This window comes from uncultured Fibrobacter sp., assembly GCF_900316465.1.
Taxonomy (GTDB): domain Bacteria; phylum Fibrobacterota; class Fibrobacteria; order Fibrobacterales; family Fibrobacteraceae; genus Fibrobacter.
Map to the genome: position 1 here is coordinate 147,275 of NZ_ONDD01000003.1, position 20,557 is coordinate 167,831.

Below are 20,557 nucleotides of genomic sequence, written 5' to 3' on the forward strand. Positions count from 1 at the left end.
AAAAACATTTAAATACTTTTCGATGGTTTTACTGTCTGCAGCGGCAAGCTACGCTGCAGGCGTAGATTACCCTACTCCGGAAAATCCGGCGACGGGTATTTGGATTCAGCAGATTGGCGATATCGTGCCGCATTCTGCGACCAAGGCCACGCTGTACTATACCAAGTACGAGCAGAGCGACCGCGTCAAGAGTATCAGTTACCAGTACAATGGTGCTGGCTACTTGCTGATGAAACCCTCTGACAAGAAGACTCTTTGTACAGAAGGTGATGGCATGGAAGGTGCCGATGGTATTGTTCACCACCCGGATGGCGACCTGTTGGTGGCCGGTCAGGGCGAACGCATTTTCAAGGTGAGCAAGACTGCCAAGGAAAATGGCGGAGCATGCCGTGTCGCAAGGGCTACTCCTGCAACGCGTAAGGGCGGTTTCTGGCATTTGATGATGGACCCGAAGGGTGATAACCTTTGGGCTGCCGGTATTCCGGGCTATCTGTACCGTTTCTCGACGAAAACCGATCCGCAAAACAATAACTTTGCAACGACCGGTTATCAGGTTGAATTGAGACCCAAGGGACCGAAGCACACCTCTGAAGAAGACAAGAAACTGGCGACCGTGATTTGGGACGGTGATGGTACTGCCTTCTTTACGCGTTCTGACTATTTCGGCGGTGGCTGCGAAGCTGGCGGCGGATATAGGGCCTGTACGGAACAGGAACGCAAGAATAAAAACAACCTCAAGGATTCGTATTTCGGCGTGTTTACCGATACGACCTGGGTGACGGTGACCAATGCGAACCGCGGTACGTATGGCGGAAATGTCGGTGATAAGGTCATCACTTCTGTCGATACTAAGGTTTTGATTGACTCGTTGGAAGGTGCTCATGGTGGCGCCTACGATACTTATTCCAAAACGATCTTTGTGTTCGGTGGTTCTCGCATTGTGCAGATCCAGCCCTATCGCGAAGGTGGCGAAGTCAAGGCGAAAGTCGTTGCGACTATTGACCTCCGTGAATATTTCTTTGAAGAATCTAAGACGAATTTGAGTGGCCCGAGAACCAGTGGCGTGGGCTGGCGTTTGGACCAGGGTACCACGGATGGCTATGGTCACCTTTTTGTGGCTTCTAATACGGGTCACATGATTTTTGTGGATTATGCCGCAAACCCCAAGAAGTTGATTAATGACAACGTTTTGATTCATGTGCAGTGGATTGACAACTACCTTGATGACTTGGCTCCGCTTTCGGGCGTGGGCGTGATTCGTGAAGGTGGTAATTCGGGTGGCGACGAAGAATTTTCGAGCGCTTCTCAGAGCAGCTCTTCGCTGGTGGAATATCATGAATCTTCGAGCAGCGCAAAGTCTAGCAGCAGCGGCGGTTCTAACCTGAGCTCCGGCGGCAATGGCAATAGCTCCGCTGGCGATGGCACCAGTTCTGGCGGAAACGGCAATGGCTCTAGCAGCAGCGACGGTTCTTCTAACCTGAGCTCTGGCGGCAATGGCAATAGCTCCGCTGGCGATGGCACCAGTTCTGGCGGAAACGGCAATGGCTCTAGCAGCAGCGATGGTTCTTCTAACCTGAGCTCTGGCGGCAATGGCAACAGCTCCGCTGGCGATGGCACCAGTTCTGCAGGTAACGGTAATGGCTCTAGCGGTAATGACGGCTCTAGCAGCAATAGCAATGGTAACGGCTCTAGCAGCAGTGAACAGGGCAATGGCGAAGATGTGGGTGGCAATTCTTCTTCGAGCCGTACTATCGGAACAGGCGAAGATGAAGGTGAATCCAGTTCTTCGAGAGGCCAGTATTTCGGTGCTGAAGACTATGACGAAGATCCGGGTACGGGCTTCGATGAATACCCGTCTGCCGATGACTTTGAAAAGGGTGATTCCCTTGTTTCTAAGACGGTTGTTCTTAGCCCGACTGATCCGGATCCGAGTGACCCCAATGTGGTCGTTGTCAACGGCAACCACTATAAGTTGACGAATGACCCCAAGGGAATCCCGATGGATTTGCGTTATAACTCCGGCCTGGATTCTGCCAAGGTGGGCGATGTCGTTGCCATTACCTTGGATAAGGATAAGGTCAAGAAATATTTCGACTCTCCGGATTCTCTCCGCATTGTTTCGAAGACCGGTGTGAAAATCGTTGACCCGACGGATGGCTCCAAGAATGAATCCCTGGTTGTCAATGCCGATGGTTCCGTGACGATTTTCGTAACGGCTGACGAAGTGGTTCAGGGCGGCTCGATCAAGGTGTACGGTGGTAATGAAATGGTCATTATCGACAACATCAACTTCTACGATCCGATTCCGGATACTCGCGTCGGCTACATCAAGGATACCGACGGCGACATGGATTTGGACTATGTAGAAATTCTGCTGGATGATACGTTGTCTTCGAGCTACTATCTGGATGGTGTGAAACTGGTGATTGGCAAGGATACCTTGAATTGCGTGAACCCCATGCTGAACACGGCTCGCGACCGTATTTTGGTTTCTCGTGTGGATGAGTCTCTTCCCTTGCCGGGCGTTGGCGAATTCCCGAAGGATGCCAAGGCTTTGGTGATTTATGGCGACAAGGCTAGCGATGGTGCGACCTATGTGCGTGAATCAGCGATTGTGGAAGTGGGCAGCAATGTGATTAAGGATGCCTTCGCTATTCGCAATGCGAACGGTCTTGACTCGCTGTTCTTGCAGTATAACATTGATTTGTTCCCGGTAGATATCGGCATGCCTGAAATGTTGGTCATGATCAAGCAGAGTGCCGAACGCTATGGCTTCGATGTGGATCAGATCAAGAAGGTCTACATGCCTGCCAAGGATATCGTGATTTTGGTTGGCAAGAACTTCAAGTTGAAGGGTAGTGACAAGGATAGCGTGTCGCTGTATCCGGGTGTAACCTTCACGAACTTGCCTTACATTACCTCTGACGAATATGAACGCGAAGTTCCTGTTCAGGTGGTTGACAGATTTCCGATGGTTCAGAATGTGGAATACTGGGATACCGATGGCGATGGCGTTCTCGACCAGATCGTGACCGTGTTCGACAAGAAGTTGACAAAGGAAGATCTCGATGGATCGCTCTACATGAGCTTCCCGTGGTACAGCTATCGCGGAATGATGATCCAGTTGCAGGCTCAGCCTGAAAACATGAAGATCGATCCGAAGGATTCGACTCGCGTTGTCTGGGATGTTATCTCGACGACAAGGCTTGCTTCTGGTATCACGAGCATTCCGGAAGACTTGCCGCAGGCAACGGTCTATACCTACTACAAGATCTTTGGCGAAACCTTCGTGAACGAAGACGTGGCTCCGCTGGTTGACAAGATGGCACCGGTCGTTGCTAGCGCAACGCTCAGCTACGGCAAGAAGGCCGATACTCTTGAAATCAAGTTCTCGGAACCGATTCTCACGAAGAAGCTTAAGGGAACCGATTACTTCTCCTATATTCATGGCGAAGAAACAATCGAGCTGACCCCGACAAGAATTGACTGGTCTCCGGATGGCCTTACCGCAAAGCTCGTCTTTAACGGTAGCGATGGCACGATTATGCCGGGTGACTCCATTGTGGTCCATAAGGGTGCTAAGGATGCAATTAAGGATAACTACGGTAACATCGCTGGTGAAAATCCGCAGGCGGTTATTATCGGTGGTCTCTTGAACCACTTGGTCGAAGCCACTCAGATGGGTACTTTCGACATCAATGATGATACCCCGAAGGAAGATGCTGACGGCAAGAGCTACACGCTGCAGACTGTCAGCTCTGTGAACCTGCGCTATGTGCCGGGATCGACGACCAAGGAAGATATGGAAAAGGAGGGCGCGCTTGGACAGTTGGTGCAGCTCGGCGAACGCTTTGTACCGCAGCTCCTGGACCGTGCCCAGGTATCTGCCGACGGTACGTATGATCCGTCTGTGCTCGATTCCTTGAAGCCCGAAGATGTGTACATCTCGTTCATCGTGAACTACTTCGATCACTTGGGCCAGTACGTGAACGACACCATTATCACGGTGCCTTGCGAAAGCCCGAAGTTCGGCGGTAACTGCCTTGAAACCGACAAGAAGGTCTTTGTGAACTGGAACTTCAAGGATCACAAGGGACGTTTCGTTGGAACGGGCGTGTACACCGTGCAGTTCAAGATGGTTGTCCGCTACGAAGACAAGAAGATTGTCGAAGAGATCAAGGACAAGTGGGGCGTCCGCCGCAAGAAACACAAGAAGTAGGGGCGGCTGCGCCGCAGTTAATAGTACTCAGTTACGAGTTCTGAGCAAAAAAATGAAAAGTGATCGCCTTCGGCGGTCACTTTTTGTATAAGCATAAAAGAAAACGTCTGAATTATCTTCAGACGTTAAATGGTTTTAGATTGTTGCGCGAATGTGGAAAAGGGGTCCAGGGGGCGGAGCCCCATGCGTCATAGGCAGCGATTAATTATTTATTAATCGCTGCGAGGAATGCGTCCTTCTTGTCCTGCAAGAATTCCTTGCTGTTGTATTTGCGGATACGGCGGAGAGCCTGGTCACGCAACTGACGGACGCGTTCGTGGGAAATGTTCATGGATTCGCCCACTTCACGAAGCGTCTGCGGAGCTTCCTGGTTGATGCCGAAGATGCCGGTAATCACCTTGGCTTCGCGTTCCGGAAGCTGTTCCATGAGGTCGCGGGCCAAAGCTTCGACGCTCTGGATTTCGGATTCGTTTTCCGGGTTCGTTGCGGTACCGTCGGGGAGCACTTCGGCATACGTTGCCTTGGAGTCTGCCTTGAGCGGGCTGTCGAACGAAACGCCACGCTGACCGATCTGGATAAGTTCGCGGATTTCTTCGTTGATTTCCTTACCGCGGCTCTGTTCGTGCAAAGCCTTACGCACGCGGAGGTGCTGGTTAGCCGGCAAACGAATCAGGTTGCCCTGTTCGTTAATGGCACGGGTAATGTATGCCTTAATCCACCACACGCCGTAACTGATGAACTTAAGACCACGGGTATGTTCAAAGGATTCGATAGCACGTACAAGACCCATGGCGCCTTCGCTCACCAAGTCCGGCAGCGGAATCGGGCAACCACGGTATTGAATAGCGACTTTCAAAACGAAACGCATGTTGGCAGAAATAAGCTTCTTACGGGCGATCTTGTCGCCTTCTTTAGCTTTCTGGAACAGAATCTGCTCTTCTTCACGAGAGAGGGGAGCTGTGCGTCTAATATCTTCGAGGTAACGTTTTAGAGTAGTATCAGTAGAATCAATATGCATTTTATAACCTTACATCCTTAATATCGTATTTTTTTAAGCAAGATGCGTGCCAAAAGTGTAAAAAATTTGCAAAGTGTATCAAATTTCCCGTATATTGTCACACTTTCATGAATTTTGTCTCCAAATTTAGAAAAGTTGTCTGTGAATTTCAACTATTGTCGTGAATTTGTGACATTTACCGAGCTTGGGGGGGGCGCAGACATAGTGTGTGCGGACTTATGAGAAAATTTGGGGTTTTAGGGGCTTGCCCCCTAGGAGAGGGGGTAAAGGAGGACTCGTCGATGGCCTGGCCGCTAAGCGAACATTCCGGAACGGCCATGTGAGCGTGCGGAGCAGGCTGAGTCGAGGCCGTATTTAGGGGGAGGCATACCCCTTACAGACCGTTCGGCTCTATTTCTAACAAAAAAAATGTAATGTTGCCACACGGCAAAAATTGAATTCCAAATTTTGAATTCCGAATTAGTATATTTTACACGCTATGTCTATTAAAGAACCTGATCAGTCTGTCTGGAACAGATTTTGGCAACAGAAGAACGATATGGACAAGGTTTATCCTTCGTCCCCGTCTGTGTTGAATACGATTAAGAAGAATTTTAAGCTCGAAGGCCTCAAGGTTTTGGAAGTGGGTGCCGGTACCGGTCGCGATAGTGCCGAACTGGCCCGCTTGGGTGCCGACGTCTACGTGCTCGATTACGCCGAAAACAGTTTGAAAATTGTGGATGCCATTCGCGCGAAAGATAACCTTTACGATAACCTGAAGCTTGTGCGTGGCGATGCGTTCAAGGCTCCGTTCCCGGATTGCACTTTTGACTTGGTGTTCCATCAGGGCTTGGCCGAACATTTTAAGGATTCGCTCCCGCTGATCAAGGAAAACTACCGCATTCTAAAGCATGGTGGCCATTGTCTGTGCGACGTGCCGCAGACCGTTCACCCGTACACCGTTATCAAGCATATTCTGATTGCGATGGACAAGTGGTTTGCCGGTTGGGAAAAACAGTTCACCATGCCGCAGCTCAAGAAGCTCATGACCGATGCGGGCTTTGAATGCGTTTACGATTATGGCGACTGGATGCGTCCGAACCTGTTCTACCGCATTGTGCGCGAAGTGGGCTTCAAGGTGGGTGTGGAACTGCCGAAGTATCCGCTGCAGGGGTCTGCTTACCAGAAGGTCAAGGACAAGATTCTTGATTCTCTCGAAAACAATTCGCTTATGCACTACACGCAGTTGTGCATTGGAGTCTTGGGCAAGAAGCCCTAGCCGATGAACATCCTTGTAGTTAATTACCGCGACCGGATGCACCCTGCTGCAGGGGGCGCCGAAAAGCACCTTCACCGTATTTTTTCGCAGATTGTAGAAGCGGGGCACAAGGTTGTGCTCTTCACGACGGCGTTCGCTGGTTGCAAGGCTCGCGAGACGGTCGATGGAATCGAGGTGATTCGCAAGGGCGGTGATTTGCTGTTCCAGCTGACGACGGCGATGAATATTCGCAAGCTGGACCGTGAATTCAATTTTGATGTGGTGGTCGAGGACTTGAACAAGCTTCCGCTGTTTACGCCGTTCTTGACCAAGAAACCCGTGGTGGTGCAGATGCACCATTTGTGGCGTGGCTCTATTTTCCATGAGGCATCGTTCCCGATAGCCTTTATGGTGTGGGCGTTCGAAAGCATTATTCCGTGGTTCTACCGCAAACAACCGTTTGTGGTGGTGAGCCCGAGTACCAAGTACGAACTTCAAGAAATTGGAATCGAGGAAGACCGCATTTCGGTGATTTATAATGGTTCCGACGATGTGGATCCGTCGCAGGTTGTGACGACCGAAGACGTGCCGAGTACGCCGTACTTTTTGTGGCTTTCTCGCGTGCACCGCTATAAGGGGATTTGGACGGCGCTTGAAGCGTTCGAAGAATTTGCCGAGAACCATCCGGATGTAAAGCTTGTGGTGGCGGGCGATGGTCCGCTCCTGAAAAAGATTCCGGCGTGGCTTAAGGAACGCGGGCTTACGGAACGTGTTGATCTTTTGGGATTTGTATCGCCGTCGAAAAAGCGAGCCCTGCTGCGAAATGCGGTGGCACTCTTGCAGACCAGCTACAAGGAAGGCTGGGGGCTTACTGTTGTAGAAGCTGCAAGACTTGGAACGACGACGATTGCAAGCGATGTGCCGGGGCTTCGCGATAGCGTTAGAAACGGCGAAACGGGACTCTTGTTCCCGGTGGGGGATTTTCATACTTGTGCGTCCGAAATGGACAGGCTTTATAGCGACGACGATTTGCGCACGAGACTTTCGGCGGCGGCAAAAAGCTATGCGGGCGAGTTCCGCTGGGACATTGCAGCCGAGAAGACTCTCGATCTTTTGCAGGACGCCGTTATAGAGCGACAAGTGGGGGGAGGAAATGAGTAAAATGAATGGCCGACTTAAATCGGCGTTGATTTTTTGTTTGAAGTTAGTCGTGACGGCAGTTCCGGCCTACTTTGTGTACCGAAATATCGTGATGGCTCCGGACTGGAGCGTCGATGACTTGTACACGCTGTTTAGTACGCATAGCATTTGGCCTTTGTTTGTTGCGCTTTTGTGCCTTGGACTTTCGAACTTTACGGCGTGCCTGCAGTGGAAACATTTGCTTGAAAAGCAGAACGTGAAGCTCGGTTACGGGCATTTGCTCAAGCTTTATTACGTGGGCTTGTTCTTCAATAACTTTATGCCGGGCAATGTGGGTGGCGATGCCAAGAAGGTTTATGACATCCGCATGCAGGGTGGTCAGGATTCCGTGGGCGCTGGGCTTACGGCGACCTTCTTTGATCGCCTTTACGGGCTGTTCTTTATTACGCTGTTTGCGCTTGCGATGGGCTTGTTGTTTTTTATGCACGATGAAGCTCAGCGCTCGTTCATGTGGCCCTCGGTTTGGATTTTCCTGGGATTCTGCGCGCTGTTTGCCGCCCTTTGCAGCCGTAGGCTCGGGCGCTTGCTGTGCAAGGTGCTTACGAAGATTTTTCCGAAAAAGATTAACGAACGCCTGATTCACATGTTCGAACGGTTCCAACACTTTCGTTCGGCAAAGCTCTTGGTGTCTATCAACTTGCTTTCGGCGGTGACTCAGGGCCTTCGAATCTTGGTGCACTATTTTTGCGGAATCGCGGTCGGTGTGGACCTCTCGATTTCGTGGTATTTTTACTACATCCCGCTGGTTGCAATCGTGAGTGCGCTCCCGATATCAATTGGCGGTTTTGGCCCGCGTGAACTTTTGGCGCAGTCGCTGTTTGCTCGTGCCGGAGTGCCTGGGCTTGAATCGGTGGTGATTCAGCTGCTTGCTTACTTAGTGAGTTTGGTGCTGAGCCTGTTCGGCGCATTCGTATTTTTGCTTGGCGGAACGCCTGCGACAAATACGCCTGCTAAGACTACGGGCGAGCCGAAATAATTCGACGGCGCAGGCCTTGAACAGACGTTGGGGCGTGCGACGGTTTTTAAATAGCGGTGGCGATTTACATGTACTTCGCCCCATTCCATACGAGGCGTTATGGACGCCGAAGAAATCCTGAAAGGGTTGAATTCTGACCAGCGTGCAGCGGTGCTGCACGACCATGAACGAGGTGCACAACTTTTGATTTTGGCGGGGGCCGGCTCGGGCAAGACTTCCGTCTTGACCAAGCGAATCCAGTATAGGATTCTTTGCGGTGTAGAACCTGAAAAAATCTTGGCGCTGACTTTCACCGCAAAGGCCGCCGCCGAAATGCGGGAACGCGTGCAAAAGCTGTTCCCGAATGCGGGCGTGCGATTGTGTACGTTCCATTCGCTTGCGCTTTACATGCTGAAGTGCAAGGTACCGTGCGGGAAAAAGGGTGGCGCGGGCGGCGAGTGCCCGGCTTATGAACTGCTTGGCTTCAAGAAAATTCCTTCGCCGACGGAGTCTTCGGAACGTGAATTTTCACAGGCGCTTTCGAAGCTCAAGTTGAAGGTCAAAGTGTCGCGGGAAAACTTGTTTTCGGACTGCTATGGCGCGGCGGTGTCGGCGAAACTGCAACCGCTTCGTGAAGCGGTTCTGGAATCGGGCCAAGTCGTTTTTGAAGACTTAATCTATTCGGCGATTCAATTGCTCGAAACCAACGAAACGGCGCGGGATTACTTTCGCGAACAGTGGAAAGAAATATTGGTGGACGAGTACCAAGATATAAATCCCTCGCAGTATCGCTTGGTGAAAGGTTTGCTCGGCGATAGAAAGCAACTGTTTGTCGTAGGTGATGATGATCAAGCCATTTACGGGTTTCGCGGCGCCGACATCGGAAACATCGAACGCTTTTGTGAAGACTTCAAGGAGTCAACGCAGATTCGCTTGGAATGGAATTACCGCTCGGTGCCGAATGTGCTCTATTTGGCAAATGATATTTTCAAGAATAAGCCGATTCACCTGCGCAAGATGCTCCGGGCTGGCAACTTGAACGGTTCCGGCGGAAATCCGCTCTATAAGGAAAATCGTAAACCCGAGATCTGGGAATCCGATAACCCCGTCGAAGAAATTCAGAAGATTGTCGTGTCCATCAAGGAACTTCGTGAAGGCTATGACCTTGCCTGGAAAAACTTTGCGATTTTGGTTCGCTACAACCGTCAGCGCCTTTATTACGAGCAGGCTCTCCGCGACTATAACATTCCGATTGCAGGCGACGTGATGACAGATACAGGCGATGCTTCGCCCGAGATGACGGTTGAAGACGGTGTGCATATAGAGACTGTGCATGCATCCAAGGGACTCCAGTATGCGGTGGTGTATTACGCGGGCTTATGCGAAAAACTCACGCCCGGAGAATGTACGGGAGACAGTAAAGCCCGAAAACGCCAGCTAGATGAGGAACGAAGGCTTTATTACGTGGGGGTGACCCGTGCCGAGGCCTGCCTGTTTTTGTTATATTGCAAGCGTAGATTCTGGAAAGGCAAATTGCGAAGGTTTCGGCGTTCGAGATTTTTGCCTCACGAAAGAAATCGAAGTACGGAATGGAGTATGCCTGTAATCTTGTTTAAAATTTATGTGGCGGTTGCGGTGTTGGGATATATGCTTTTTTATATCTTGACGCTTCCGTTTACGACGCTTTATCACGGAAAAAATTTTGACGCATGGCTTGACCGCAAGATTCAGGATTTTTCAAGATACTGCATGAAGGTGCTGCGCGTAGACTTGACGATTGAAGATCAGGCGCAGCTCGGTAAAGTGGATTGGAGCCGCCCGGTGTTCGTTGTCGGGAACCATAATTCGTTTGCGGATATTCCGATTGTCTTTTTGGCTCTCCAGAAGACCGTGGGTTTTGTTGCGAAAAAGTCGCTCGGTCGTATTCCGTTCTTGCATTTTTGGATGCTCAAAATCGGTTGCGTCTTGGTGAACCGCGAAAAGGGCGGTGCCGCCAAGGCGGTGCGCCAGGCAGTTTCTGAAAGAGGAAACTCGGCACGCGTGTTTATATTCCCTGAAGGCACTCGCAGTAAGACTGGTGCGCTTGGCACTTTCAAGAGTGGCGTATTCCGCTTTGCTTGCGAAAACGATGCCTTCATGTTGCCGCTTGTCATCAAGGGCTCGGGCCCCGTGTGGGAACGCCGTAAGGATACCAAGCGTTGCAAGGTGAATGTGAAGGTGCTTGCACCAATCGATGTTCTGGAGTGCCGCAAAGAAAACGAAAAGTTTGACCCCAAGATTCACATGCTCCCCATGGTCCACAAGATGATGGAGGATGCCCTGTGATAGGTGTGTTCGATTCGGGCTTTGGCGGACTTACCATTCTCAGAAACCTGCAGAAGGCGCTCCCGCAGTACGACTACCTTTATTTGGGCGATAACGCTCGCGCCCCTTATGGTTCGCGTACGTTCGAAACGATTTTCCGCTATACGCTGCAGGCGGTTCGCGAATTGTTTAGCCGCGGCTGCCCTTTGGTGATTCTCGCTTGTAATACGGCGTCGGCGAAGGCGCTCCGTAGCATTCAGCAAGATGTTCTGCCGTATGAATTCCCGGACAAGCGCGTGCTCGGCATTGTGCGACCCACCGCCGAAGAAATCGGCAAGTTCAGTAAGTCGGGGCATATCGGCATTTTCGGGACGGCGGGTACGGTTTCGTCGGGCAGCTACCTGATAGAAATCAACCATTTCTACCCCGAGCTCAAGGTGACGCAACATGCTTGCCCCATGTGGGTGCCGTTGGTCGAATATGGCGAAAGGGAATCCGAAGGCGCCCGATTCTTTGTCAAGAAGGATGTAGACGCCCTGCTCGCCCAAGACCCGGATATCGATACGGTCTTGCTCGCCTGCACCCATTACCCGCTCCTGGAGGGGGCGATTCGTGCCGCCCTGCCTCCTCATGTGAAGCTCGTGTTCCAGGGAGATATCGTGTCTGAAAAGACCGTGGACTACCTGAAACGCCATCCGGAGATGGATGTTCGCCTTACAAAAAATGGAAAAACCAGGTTTTTGACCACCGATACCGCGAAATTCTTCGAAAAAGGGGCATCGCTCTTTGGAATGACCGGTTTTTCGGCAGAGTCAGTTACCTTTTAGCTTATAAATTTGTATCTTGCATACTGAAAATAAGCAACGGACTGCCATAAGTAGTCCGATTGTAAGATTTATATAAAAAGGGGACCCCGGACCAAAAATTCGGGGTTCCCAAAGTTTAACCTAACTAGAGTGGATGACAAATGCCTAAAACACAGATCAATCTCGAAGGTTGGCAGGATTACCGCGGCAACGCTGCTGGTAGCTTGCTCTACGTCGAAACCAGCCACCAGTCCGAAATGCCGGTCCGCGACCAGCTCAACGAAAACGGCAAGGGTTTTCTTTATGAACCCAACTATGAAACCAGCACCTATGGTCTGATGAGCTGCTATAACGTGAAGGCGATCAACGCAATCCTCAAGGCAAAGAGCCGCTACATTCTGTTCGGCACCCGTTACGAAGGCCTGAGCGATTCCGAACTCCGCAACAAGTACTTGATTATGGGTTACATGCGCATCGACAAGATCAAGGACGTGCGTACCCGCCACATCCAGCGCTACATGGCTAATCCGGAACTCCAGGAACCGGAATGCATGCAGATGGAACACAACTGGGCTGTTTATGGCCCCATGCGCTTTGTCTCTATGAACGATGCCTTCGTGGTGACCGACGAAATCCTCAAGGAATGGGGCTATCGCGGACACGCTAGCCGTCAGCTCAAGGCCGTGTTCAAGAAGGAACATCTGGAACAGATTCTTTCTTACCTTGATTCCAAGGACGACATGATCGACGAATATATCGCAACGGTCGACGAATACAAGGAAGCTCTCGAAGAAGGCTAATTGAGTTGCTGAAGCAACAAAAAAAAGCGGGCTAAAGCCCGCTTTTTTTGTTATGTGTGATGTGAGATGAGCTGTTTTAGATTTTCATCTCACATCAATCATTTCACATTATTTCTTGATGGCCTTGATGGTCGAGGACTTGGTCTTTACGAGATACATGCCCTGACGGAGGTCGAGGCGCAGCGTACCGTCGGCGTTCAGAGCCTGGCCTTTGATGCCGCTCCACACGAGGTTGCCATTCAGGTCGAAGATTTTTGCCGGGGCGAAACGGTCGTTCGCGACAAATTTCGGTGCCTTTGCGATGCCGGTCGAGGTGCAACCCGTAGCCACAATCTTTGCAATGTAGATTCCGGTTGCGTCGCTGTTGAAGTGCAGGGCGGTAGAGCCGTTGTCGCCTTCTTTTTCAAGATCCACCGTGGTTTCGCTCCAGCTGTTTGCGGCGGCGGTGCGGCCATACTGGTAGTCGACCCAGCTGCCACCATTTGCGGCACCCACGTTCACGTAGGCGTTGGAAGTGCCCTGGCTGCGCATGGTAATCACCAGTTCGGAGCAGTTTGCCAGTGCGGCGGCGCCTTCTTCGCTGATGCTCACGAGCTGGCTCTTGTAGCCGCATTCGGCCTGTTCGCAACCGGCGAGCGGTACGCTGACATAACCGGTAATGCCGTCGAGTTCGCCGGCTTCGTAGGTGACGGCGCCGAGGTCGTCGCTCATGGCCTGCCAGGTAGAAACATCGGAGGTCTTAGAGTAGTCGAGAATGACGACGTCTGGTGCCGGGACAATGACCGGTTCTGTGTAGTTCGGGTCGGTGGTTTCGTCTTGGCAGGCGGCGACGGTCGAGGCGGCTGCGGTCTTGGTGAACACAAGCGTCGTTACCGAACGAGCGGGGAGCATGTAGCAGGTAGCGAGCGTGATGTTCTTGCTCTTGAAGCCGTTTTCCTTGGACTGCACGGCGGTTGCGACGTTCATGCCGCTGATAGCCGGAGCGTCAAGCTTGATGGCGGTCTTGCCGGTATTGATGACGACTACGGAAACAGAGTCGCCGGAGGGGCTTGCGAAAGCGACCGTCTTGAGGTCATTTTCAGTGGTGGAGGCAGAGATGGCCTTCCAGCCCGGATTCACGAACTTGGAATAGTGACGCATGGCGTGGTATTCAGGGCCGATGACGATTTCGTCTTTCTTGCAGCTGCCCCAGCCTTGGGTGCAAACGCCGATAAGCTGGCCGGTGCCGTTACCCCAGAAGAGTTCCCAAGCGATATAACCGCCGAGCTGGCCGTCGGTAAAGCCGACCTGCATAATGTGGGCGAGGCCTACCATGTCTTCTTCGCGGGTCTTGTCGAGCATGTTGCAGAATTCGGTCATGATAATCGGCTTGCCCTTGCCGCCGTATGTGGAGCCGATGGCCTTCATGGACTTGCGGAAGTTTTCGGGAGCGAGGTAGTTGTTGCCGGCGTTGTCGTTGCCATCGCCTGCGTGATACAGGTGGTAGGCGTAGCCGTCCAGCTTGCTGTCGTCCAGTTCCTTGGCGTACTTTTCAAAGTTGTCGTAGCCGATGCCGAGCGGTTCCGGTCCGAGAATTTTGGTTTGGCCTTTCACGGCGTCATAGACTGCATTCAAAGCTTCTTTGTAGCCGGCCATTTCGCTTGTTTCGGTGGGCTCGAACAGGGTTTCTTCGTAGTCGGCATTCATGTCCGGTTCGTTCTGAATACTAATGTAGTCCGGCGTGATACCTGCGGCCTTGTAGGCTTCGAGACTCTTTTTCCACCAGTTGGCGAAATCTGTGTATGCGTAAGAACCATAGGCGTCGCCACTGACTTTTTTCAGGGAGTTGTCGGCCGAACTTGAACCGTCCTTACCGTTCACGCTGCCGCTCGGCTTGAGGCTGCCCGGTGCAGACCAGCTAGACATTTCGATCTTGACATGGTCGCCGAGGCGCTGCTTGGCGGCCTGCACGATGGCAATGTCATCTTGGCTTACCTTGGCGGTGTCTGCCTGAAGCCAGTTGCCCACGCGCAAAAGGGAAAGGTTGAGGCCGGTAAAGGCGGTGTCAAAAAGAGCTTCCTTGTTTTGGTCGGCAAGAGCCGTAATCCAGCTCTGGTAATAAACAGAGCCGCCACCGAAACCGACGATTTCTTGCTTGGTTGCGGTTGGGTCGACGGTAATACTTGCTGCAGAAGCGATTGTGGCTGCAGCGAGGGCTGCAGTAGAAAGTTTTTTCATCATAACACAACTCCAAATTTTGGTTGAAGATAGCTTTATTTTTCGGTTCTGTTTACCCTAGAATTGTAAAAAAGAAATCGCAAAAAGTGGCCTGCTTAAGAATGGTTCTATTTTAGGGGTTTATTGTTCCGAATTGTAAGTATTTGGGTATATTTAGAGTGATGGAAAAAGAAAAACAGAAGGCGACGGATACTGTTCCGTTAAATCTTGTGATGGTGAAACATGAAACGCCGTCGTCGTTTCGCCTTGATGAACCTGGTACATGGCCTGTGGTCGTTCAGTTCTTGCTGTACCCCAAAACTCTCGGCGGTGCACATTTTGTTCCGTTCCGTTTGTTGCTTGTGATTGCGATGATTTTCTTTACGGTGCAGTTGATGCTGGACGGATATGACGCATGGATTGCGCAGTATTTGCATTGCTTGAATTTGCCGGTGCACGAAACGGGACATTTGGTGTTTTCGATTTTTGGAAATCGTGTGTTGCATTCGCTAGGCGGTTCGTTGTTCCAGATTATCATGCCGCTTGTATTCTGCTTTGCACTTTGGATTAAACCCCGCGATATTCTTGGCGCGTCGGTGGCGCTTTGGTGGGCGTTTGAAAACTTTATTGACGTGGCTGTCTATATTGAAGATGCTTTGCCTATGAAACTGATGCTGATTAGCGGCGGTACGGGAGCCGAGGCTCCGTATGGTTTTCATGACTGGAATTTTATTCTGTCAGAAATGGGATTGTTGCTCAAGTACGATACGATTACAAACGCCGTGTATGCCGCGGGCTATGTAGGAATGTGGCTTTGCGTGCTGTGGGGTGGCTGGAGCCTATTTTACTACTGGTTTTACCAGCGAAATGTTGACTAGATTTTGCTGCAGATAGGGCAGTTTTCAGGCTTGTGCCCGAGGGCCTTGCAGTAAGTGCGCCCGAACAAGATAATTTGCAGGTGGCGCTTTTCCCATTCGTTTTCGGGGAATATTTTCTTGAGGTCTTTTTCGGTTTGTTCGACCGAAGAGCCGTCGGAAAGTCCCCAGCGCTTGGCGAGGCGGTGAATGTGCGTGTCCACCGGGAAGGCGGGAATCTTGAACGCATGAATCATCATGACGCTTGCGGTCTTATGGCCGACGCCGGGAAGCGCCTCGAGTTCTTCGAAAGTTTGCGGAACGACGCTGTCGTACTTTTCGACAAGGATCTTGGACAGGTTGAAAATGTTCTTGCCCTTGGTGGTCGAAAGGCCGCAGGGCTTGATGATTTCGGTAATCTTCTCGACGCCGAGTTTCACCATGGCCTTGGGCGTTTTTGCCTTCTTGTAAAGTTCCTTGGTCACCTGGTTTACGCGGAGGTCGGTGCATTGTGCGCTCAAAACGACCGCGACCAGGAGTGTGTAAGGATCGGAGTAATCAAGCGGAATCGGCGGGTTCGGAAGCAACTCGTCGAGCGTTTCGCTGATGAACTTGATTTTTTCTTTTTTATTCACAGTCTCGCGTGAAGTCTTGCTGCATGTTGAAGCTGGGCATTTCGTCATCCGGGTGGCCGACTTCGACGGCGGGGACGCCGGCGTAAGTCGTATGCGGCGGAACATCTGTCACTACCACAGCGCCAGCACCAATCTTGGCACCATCGCCAATGTGAATGTTACCGAGCAACTGAGCATGCGCCCCGAGCATCACGCCGTTACCGATTTTCGGGTGACGGTCGCCGGTTTCCTTACCGGTACCACCGAGAGTCACGCCGTGCAAGAAACTCACGTTGTTGCCGACCACGGCGGTTTCGCCAATCACAATGTTGGTGGCGTGGTCAATCAAGAGACCATGACCGATTTTGGCTGCCGGGTGGAAGTCCATGCCGAACTTGCGGCTCACAATGCTCTGGATCATCTTGGCCGGGAAAGAACGGCCTTCAAGCCACAAAGCGTGGGCGGCGCGGTAGGCCTGCAAACCCTGGAATCCCTTGAAGAACAGGAGCGGTTCCAAGTAGCTGGTGCAAGCGGGGTCGCGAAGGACGGTTGCATGCAAGTCCTTGCAGGCGCAAATTAAAAGTTCGGGGTATCTCAAATAAAGAATGTCGAACATCTTTTCGAGCTCGGCGCGGTCCATCACTTCGCCGGCGAGCTGACATGACAGCGTAACCGAAAGCATCGCGGCAAAGTCCTTACAATTCAGGACTTGCTCGGTGAGCATGAGTACCGAAAGCGGTTCGTCGTGAACCAACTTTTCGGCTTCTTTTCGGATCGCTTGTTCTATCTCTTCGATGTTCATTTCTTGGCCTTGTCCTTAGCTTCGCCTTCGTCTTCGTCTAGGGTTGGAATAACCTTGTTTTCGCGGCACAGATTTTCTTCGCGGATTTTGAAGGTGAAGTCTACGAGGTTGTTTTCAAACATTTTCTGGTATGGTTTTTTCTTCTGCACGCTTTCAAGTGCGCAGGTACAATAGTTGATTCGCTGGATGAGCGACTTTTCGCTACTGGGTGTGCCCTTGCCAAAAACGCATTCGTGCATGATTGCATATTCCATGGCTCGGTCATAGCGGAACTTGCACTTGTTCGGCATGTCGGGTTGGGCAGCCACGCGTTCGATAATGCCTTCGTTCGGAATGCTCGTGAATACACTACAGGTGATGATGCCTGCGATAAAGAATAGCAGGCACACGCCCAGGTTAATCAAGAATCGCTTGCCGCGGCCAATCTTGTTGTAGCTGCGTTCTACCGCTTCGAAAGCTTGGGTGGCATGGAGTCGGACGTCATCTAAATCGTTGTTTGCCATTTAGTTGGTCTCCTGTAGTGTCCAGATGTCCGGTAGGAATCGGTAATCGTTTGCGTAGTCGAGCCCGTAACCTACCACGAATTCGTTTGATATTTCAAAACCTACAAAATCTGCCGTGATGTCTACTTCGCGACGCTCCTGTTTGTTCAGTAAAACGCAGGTGCGGACCTCTTGGGCGCCGGCATCCCGGAGCATTTCGCAGAGCCCGAGCAGGGTAGTTCCCGTGTCGGCGATGTCGTCGACCATCAGGATTTTCTTGCCCTTGATGTCGATTTTTTCAAGTCCGCGCACCTGGAGTTTGCCGCTAGATTCCGTAGAATCACCGTAGCTAGAAGCCTTGATAAAGGCAATCTTTTTCTGGGTCGCTTTGGCGCCTTCGGCTTTGGCAAGTTCTCGAGTCAAGTCGGCAGTAAACATGTAGGCACCGGTGAGTGCCGAAATCAGGATGTCGTAATCGTAGACGGCGACGATTTCGCGGGCAAGTGTGGTTACTCGTTCGCAAATTTCGTTTGCGCTAATCAGCGGTTTTTCAGACATCCTGTACATGCTTTATACCTCAAAGTTCAGCCAGCTGAACATGGGCTTGAGGCCCGAAATCTTGCTGGTCGGGTACTTCACATATTCCTGGTATGCAGGGAATACCTTGTTTTCGAGGCTGGTCTTGTCGATGCCGAGGCCAAGCCAGTCGGCCACCGTAATGAGGCCTGTAATGTGCTTGACTGCAGCGGGGTCGAAACTTTCGAATACGGAATCAATCAGCTTCACGAGCTTGGCATGGAACATGCGGCCCGTACCGCCGAATGAGAAGTGGGTGTGCAATGCCTTTGCTTCTTCGATCAGGTCCTTAATTTCGTCAAAGACCTTCTGGTCGTCGTTTTCCATGTAGGCGAGTGCCAGATGGTGAATCTTGGAGTTGATTTCGAGCGAAAGGATTTTGCGCATGGTGTCCGGCAGGGTATGGTCGGGGTCGGCCAGACTGTCGATTGAAAGACCGTGCGAAAGCGCGAAACTCGAGAACGATTCCGTAATTTCGTTCAAGTACTTCTTGGTCGAAATCTGGTTGATGCGCTTGATTGAGTCGCTCATGAGGTTGCGCATACGCACCACGTAGGCGGTGGGGTAGGTGGCCTGCAATTCCTGCGTGCTCATGTTCGGGTTTTCTACGAACTTAAGCCCGTTCTGTTCATTTTCGCCATCGGCGACAACCAGGTTGATTCGGCCGAGCATGTCGGTAATGGCAAGCACCGTCGAAATGCGGCGCTCGTTGATGTACTTGTCGTAATACTCGGTGCGTACAAGAGTCTGGCGTCTGCGAGAAGCAATCTTCGTGGCGGCAATCTTCTTGTTCTTTTCGTTGTCGTCTTCCAGGTTCAGGTGGAATATGGCGGCCTGTTCGGCCATTTCCTTCACAACCACCGGGACCTTTTCTTCGGCGTAGTTCGTAAACACTTCGGCGCCGTTCCACTTGTGTTCGTTACTCGTGGCGCGGGCAAGAATGCTGATGACTTCGTTCTTGATATGGTGACCATATGGCAGGAACGGTTCCATGAGTTCCATGGCACGCAGGGCGTAGCGCATGTTCTGCACCGGTTCCAGGCCTTCGATGTCGTTGAAGAACCAGCCGCAGCTCGTAAAGCTGAACAGGCAGAACTTCTGGATTTCAAGCAGGCGGATTGCCTTGGCGCACATGTCCGGATCGTTCGGATCCTTGACGGTCTTGGCGAGGAAAGCCTTGATGCGGGATTCGTCTTCGGGAGCGACAAGGACTTCCACAAAGTTGTTGCGGGCATCCCACGGGTTCACATCCGAAATCTTTTCGAATTCGCGGTAGAAAATGTCGTCGGCGAGCTTTTTCAGGTGGTTGAATGCGTCGCGCAACGGTCCGCGCCATTTTTGGTTCCAACCCGGGCCACCGCCTGTCGAGCATCCGCAATCGCGGTACCAGCGGCCAACGCCGTGGGCGCAGCTCCAGGCGCAACCTTCGCTGTGGAAGTTCTTGAGCATCACTTCGTGCTGCGGCGGGAACTGTTCCAAGAACCAGCCGTAGTTCACCGGCACCATGTTGTGGTCGGGAGCGTAGTGGTTATAGAGCCAGGCGGCGCACATGTCGCCAAAAGGTTCGTGGTGGCCGTAGCTTTCGCCATCGGTACCGATGCTTACCAGCTGCGGGTCGTTGCGCTTTTCGTCCCAGGCATCCCTGATGCGGCTGCCGAAGGTGCCTGCGTTACGCAGCAAGTGTTCAAAGCCAACAGCCGAAGAAAGCCACGGGTTGTAGAAGAATACATCCAGGTAGCCGTCGCAAACGAGAACGCCGTCCTTGTTGCGCGGGTAAATGCGGTACGGGCGAGTCGTGTCGATATCGGTGTTGCTGCAGCCGGTCCATTCGGTATCGCCCAGCTTGCGGAACTTGTCGGCCTGCGTGGGAGAAAGAATCGTAAACTTGATGCCGGCCTTGATGAGTTCCACCACCGTCTCGAAGTTGATTGCGGTTTCGGCGAGCCACATGGCTTCGGGCATGCGGCCAAAGTGGAACTTAAAATCTTCGATGCCCCAGCGGATCTGCGTCTTTTTATCTTCGGCGCTTGCGAGCGGCATAATGATGTGGTTGTACACCTGCGCAATCGCGTTGCCGTGACCGTTCAGGCGTTCTTGGCTCCGCTTGTCGGCTTCTTGTATGCGCTTGTAAGTCGCAGGCGCATTCGTGCGGATCCAGCCCATGAGAGTCGGACCCATGTTAAAGCTCATAAAATCGTAGTTATTGACAATATCGACAATACGTCCGTTCGGGCTCAAAATACGGCTAGCGGAATTCGGACTATAACATTCACTCGCAATACGGTCATTCCAGTCGTGAAAGGGTCGTGCGCTCGGCTGATTCTCGATAACGCCCGTCCAAGGATTTTCACGAGGCGGCTGGTAAAAGTGACCGTGGATCGTAAAATAAAGGGGGTGCTTCTTTTCCATGTTAACAAATATAAAAAATAGTAGGCGGTAGGCAGTAGAGAGTAAACAGAAGGACTCGCTTGTGCGAGTCCTTGTTCATGAGAAA

15 protein-coding genes are annotated in these 20,557 nt (G+C 51.8%); 8 read left to right on the forward strand and 7 right to left on the reverse strand.

Annotation, left to right across the window (positions count from 1 at the left end; genetic code table 11):
- The first annotated feature begins 22 nt into the window (after positions 1-22).
- On the forward strand, positions 23-4,219 hold the full coding sequence (locus QZN53_RS02150) for a hypothetical protein (protein ID WP_163437128.1): 4,197 nt from the start codon (positions 23-25) through the stop codon (positions 4,217-4,219).
- Between the two features lie 205 nt (positions 4,220-4,424).
- Here QZN53_RS02150 and QZN53_RS02155 read toward each other — a convergent pair whose 3' ends face one another.
- The gene (locus QZN53_RS02155) at positions 4,425-5,237 is read right to left on the reverse strand and encodes an RNA polymerase sigma factor RpoD/SigA (RefSeq protein WP_072800257.1); all 813 of its coding nucleotides are present in this window, start codon (positions 5,235-5,237) and stop codon (positions 4,425-4,427) included.
- Positions 5,238-5,715: 478 nt separating this feature from the next.
- On the opposite strand from QZN53_RS02155, the gene QZN53_RS02160 reads away from it, so the two are divergent.
- From QZN53_RS02160 to QZN53_RS02185, 6 genes are all read left to right on the forward strand, one after another.
- On the forward strand, positions 5,716-6,495 hold the full coding sequence (locus QZN53_RS02160; protein ID WP_163437129.1) for a class I SAM-dependent methyltransferase: 780 nt from the start codon (positions 5,716-5,718) through the stop codon (positions 6,493-6,495).
- 3 nt (positions 6,496-6,498) lie between these two features.
- Entirely contained in the window at positions 6,499-7,635 is a 1,137-nt protein-coding gene (locus QZN53_RS02165; protein WP_163437134.1) for a glycosyltransferase family 4 protein, read from the forward strand.
- A complete protein-coding gene (locus QZN53_RS02170) occupies positions 7,628-8,650 on the forward strand; it encodes a lysylphosphatidylglycerol synthase transmembrane domain-containing protein (RefSeq protein ID WP_163437136.1) in 1,023 nt (340 codons plus the stop codon). The genes QZN53_RS02165 and QZN53_RS02170 overlap by 8 nt, the downstream gene beginning before the upstream one ends.
- Positions 8,651-8,749: 99 nt before the next feature.
- Positions 8,750-10,954 carry a UvrD-helicase domain-containing protein gene (locus QZN53_RS02175; RefSeq protein WP_163437137.1) on the forward strand — a complete coding sequence of 735 codons (2,205 nt, stop codon included), beginning with the start codon at positions 8,750-8,752 and terminating at the stop codon, positions 10,952-10,954.
- Positions 10,951-11,760, forward strand: a complete 810-nt coding sequence (gene murI / locus QZN53_RS02180) for a glutamate racemase (protein ID WP_163437141.1) — start codon at positions 10,951-10,953, stop codon at positions 11,758-11,760. Before QZN53_RS02175 ends, murI begins: the two co-directional genes overlap by 4 nt.
- Before the next feature lie 140 nt (positions 11,761-11,900).
- On the forward strand, positions 11,901-12,539 hold the full coding sequence (locus QZN53_RS02185) for a hypothetical protein (protein ID WP_163437142.1): 639 nt from the start codon (positions 11,901-11,903) through the stop codon (positions 12,537-12,539).
- 108 nt (positions 12,540-12,647) lie between these two features.
- Here QZN53_RS02185 and QZN53_RS02190 read toward each other — a convergent pair whose 3' ends face one another.
- A complete protein-coding gene (locus QZN53_RS02190; RefSeq protein WP_163437143.1) occupies positions 12,648-14,759 on the reverse strand; it encodes a glycoside hydrolase family 30 beta sandwich domain-containing protein in 2,112 nt (703 codons plus the stop codon).
- Between the two features lie 158 nt (positions 14,760-14,917).
- Here QZN53_RS02190 and QZN53_RS02195 point away from each other — a divergent pair, with 158 nt between their 5' ends.
- Entirely contained in the window at positions 14,918-15,613 is a 696-nt protein-coding gene (locus QZN53_RS02195; protein WP_294651220.1) for a hypothetical protein, read from the forward strand.
- On the opposite strand, the gene nth is transcribed toward QZN53_RS02195, so the two are convergent.
- From nth to QZN53_RS02220, 5 genes are read right to left on the reverse strand one after another with little or no spacing between them, the layout of a single operon-like run.
- Complete coding sequence (nth, locus tag QZN53_RS02200; protein WP_163437144.1) at positions 15,610-16,224, reverse strand: endonuclease III; 615 nt, start codon at positions 16,222-16,224, stop codon at positions 15,610-15,612. The genes QZN53_RS02195 and nth overlap by 4 nt on opposite strands.
- Positions 16,217-17,005: a serine O-acetyltransferase gene (gene cysE / locus QZN53_RS02205; protein ID WP_163437145.1), complete on the reverse strand. Its 789-nt coding sequence runs from the start codon at positions 17,003-17,005 to the stop codon at positions 16,217-16,219. The genes nth and cysE overlap by 8 nt, the downstream gene beginning before the upstream one ends.
- The gene (locus tag QZN53_RS02210) at positions 17,002-17,508 is read right to left on the reverse strand and encodes a YqaE/Pmp3 family membrane protein (protein WP_163437146.1); all 507 of its coding nucleotides are present in this window, start codon (positions 17,506-17,508) and stop codon (positions 17,002-17,004) included. Before QZN53_RS02210 ends, cysE begins: the two co-directional genes overlap by 4 nt.
- On the reverse strand, positions 17,509-18,054 hold the full coding sequence (gene hpt, locus QZN53_RS02215; RefSeq protein ID WP_163437148.1) for a hypoxanthine phosphoribosyltransferase: 546 nt from the start codon (positions 18,052-18,054) through the stop codon (positions 17,509-17,511).
- A gap of 3 nt (positions 18,055-18,057) precedes the next feature.
- Positions 18,058-20,472: a DUF3536 domain-containing protein gene (locus QZN53_RS02220; protein ID WP_163437150.1), complete on the reverse strand. Its 2,415-nt coding sequence runs from the start codon at positions 20,470-20,472 to the stop codon at positions 18,058-18,060.
- Positions 20,473-20,557: the final 85 nt, after the last annotated feature.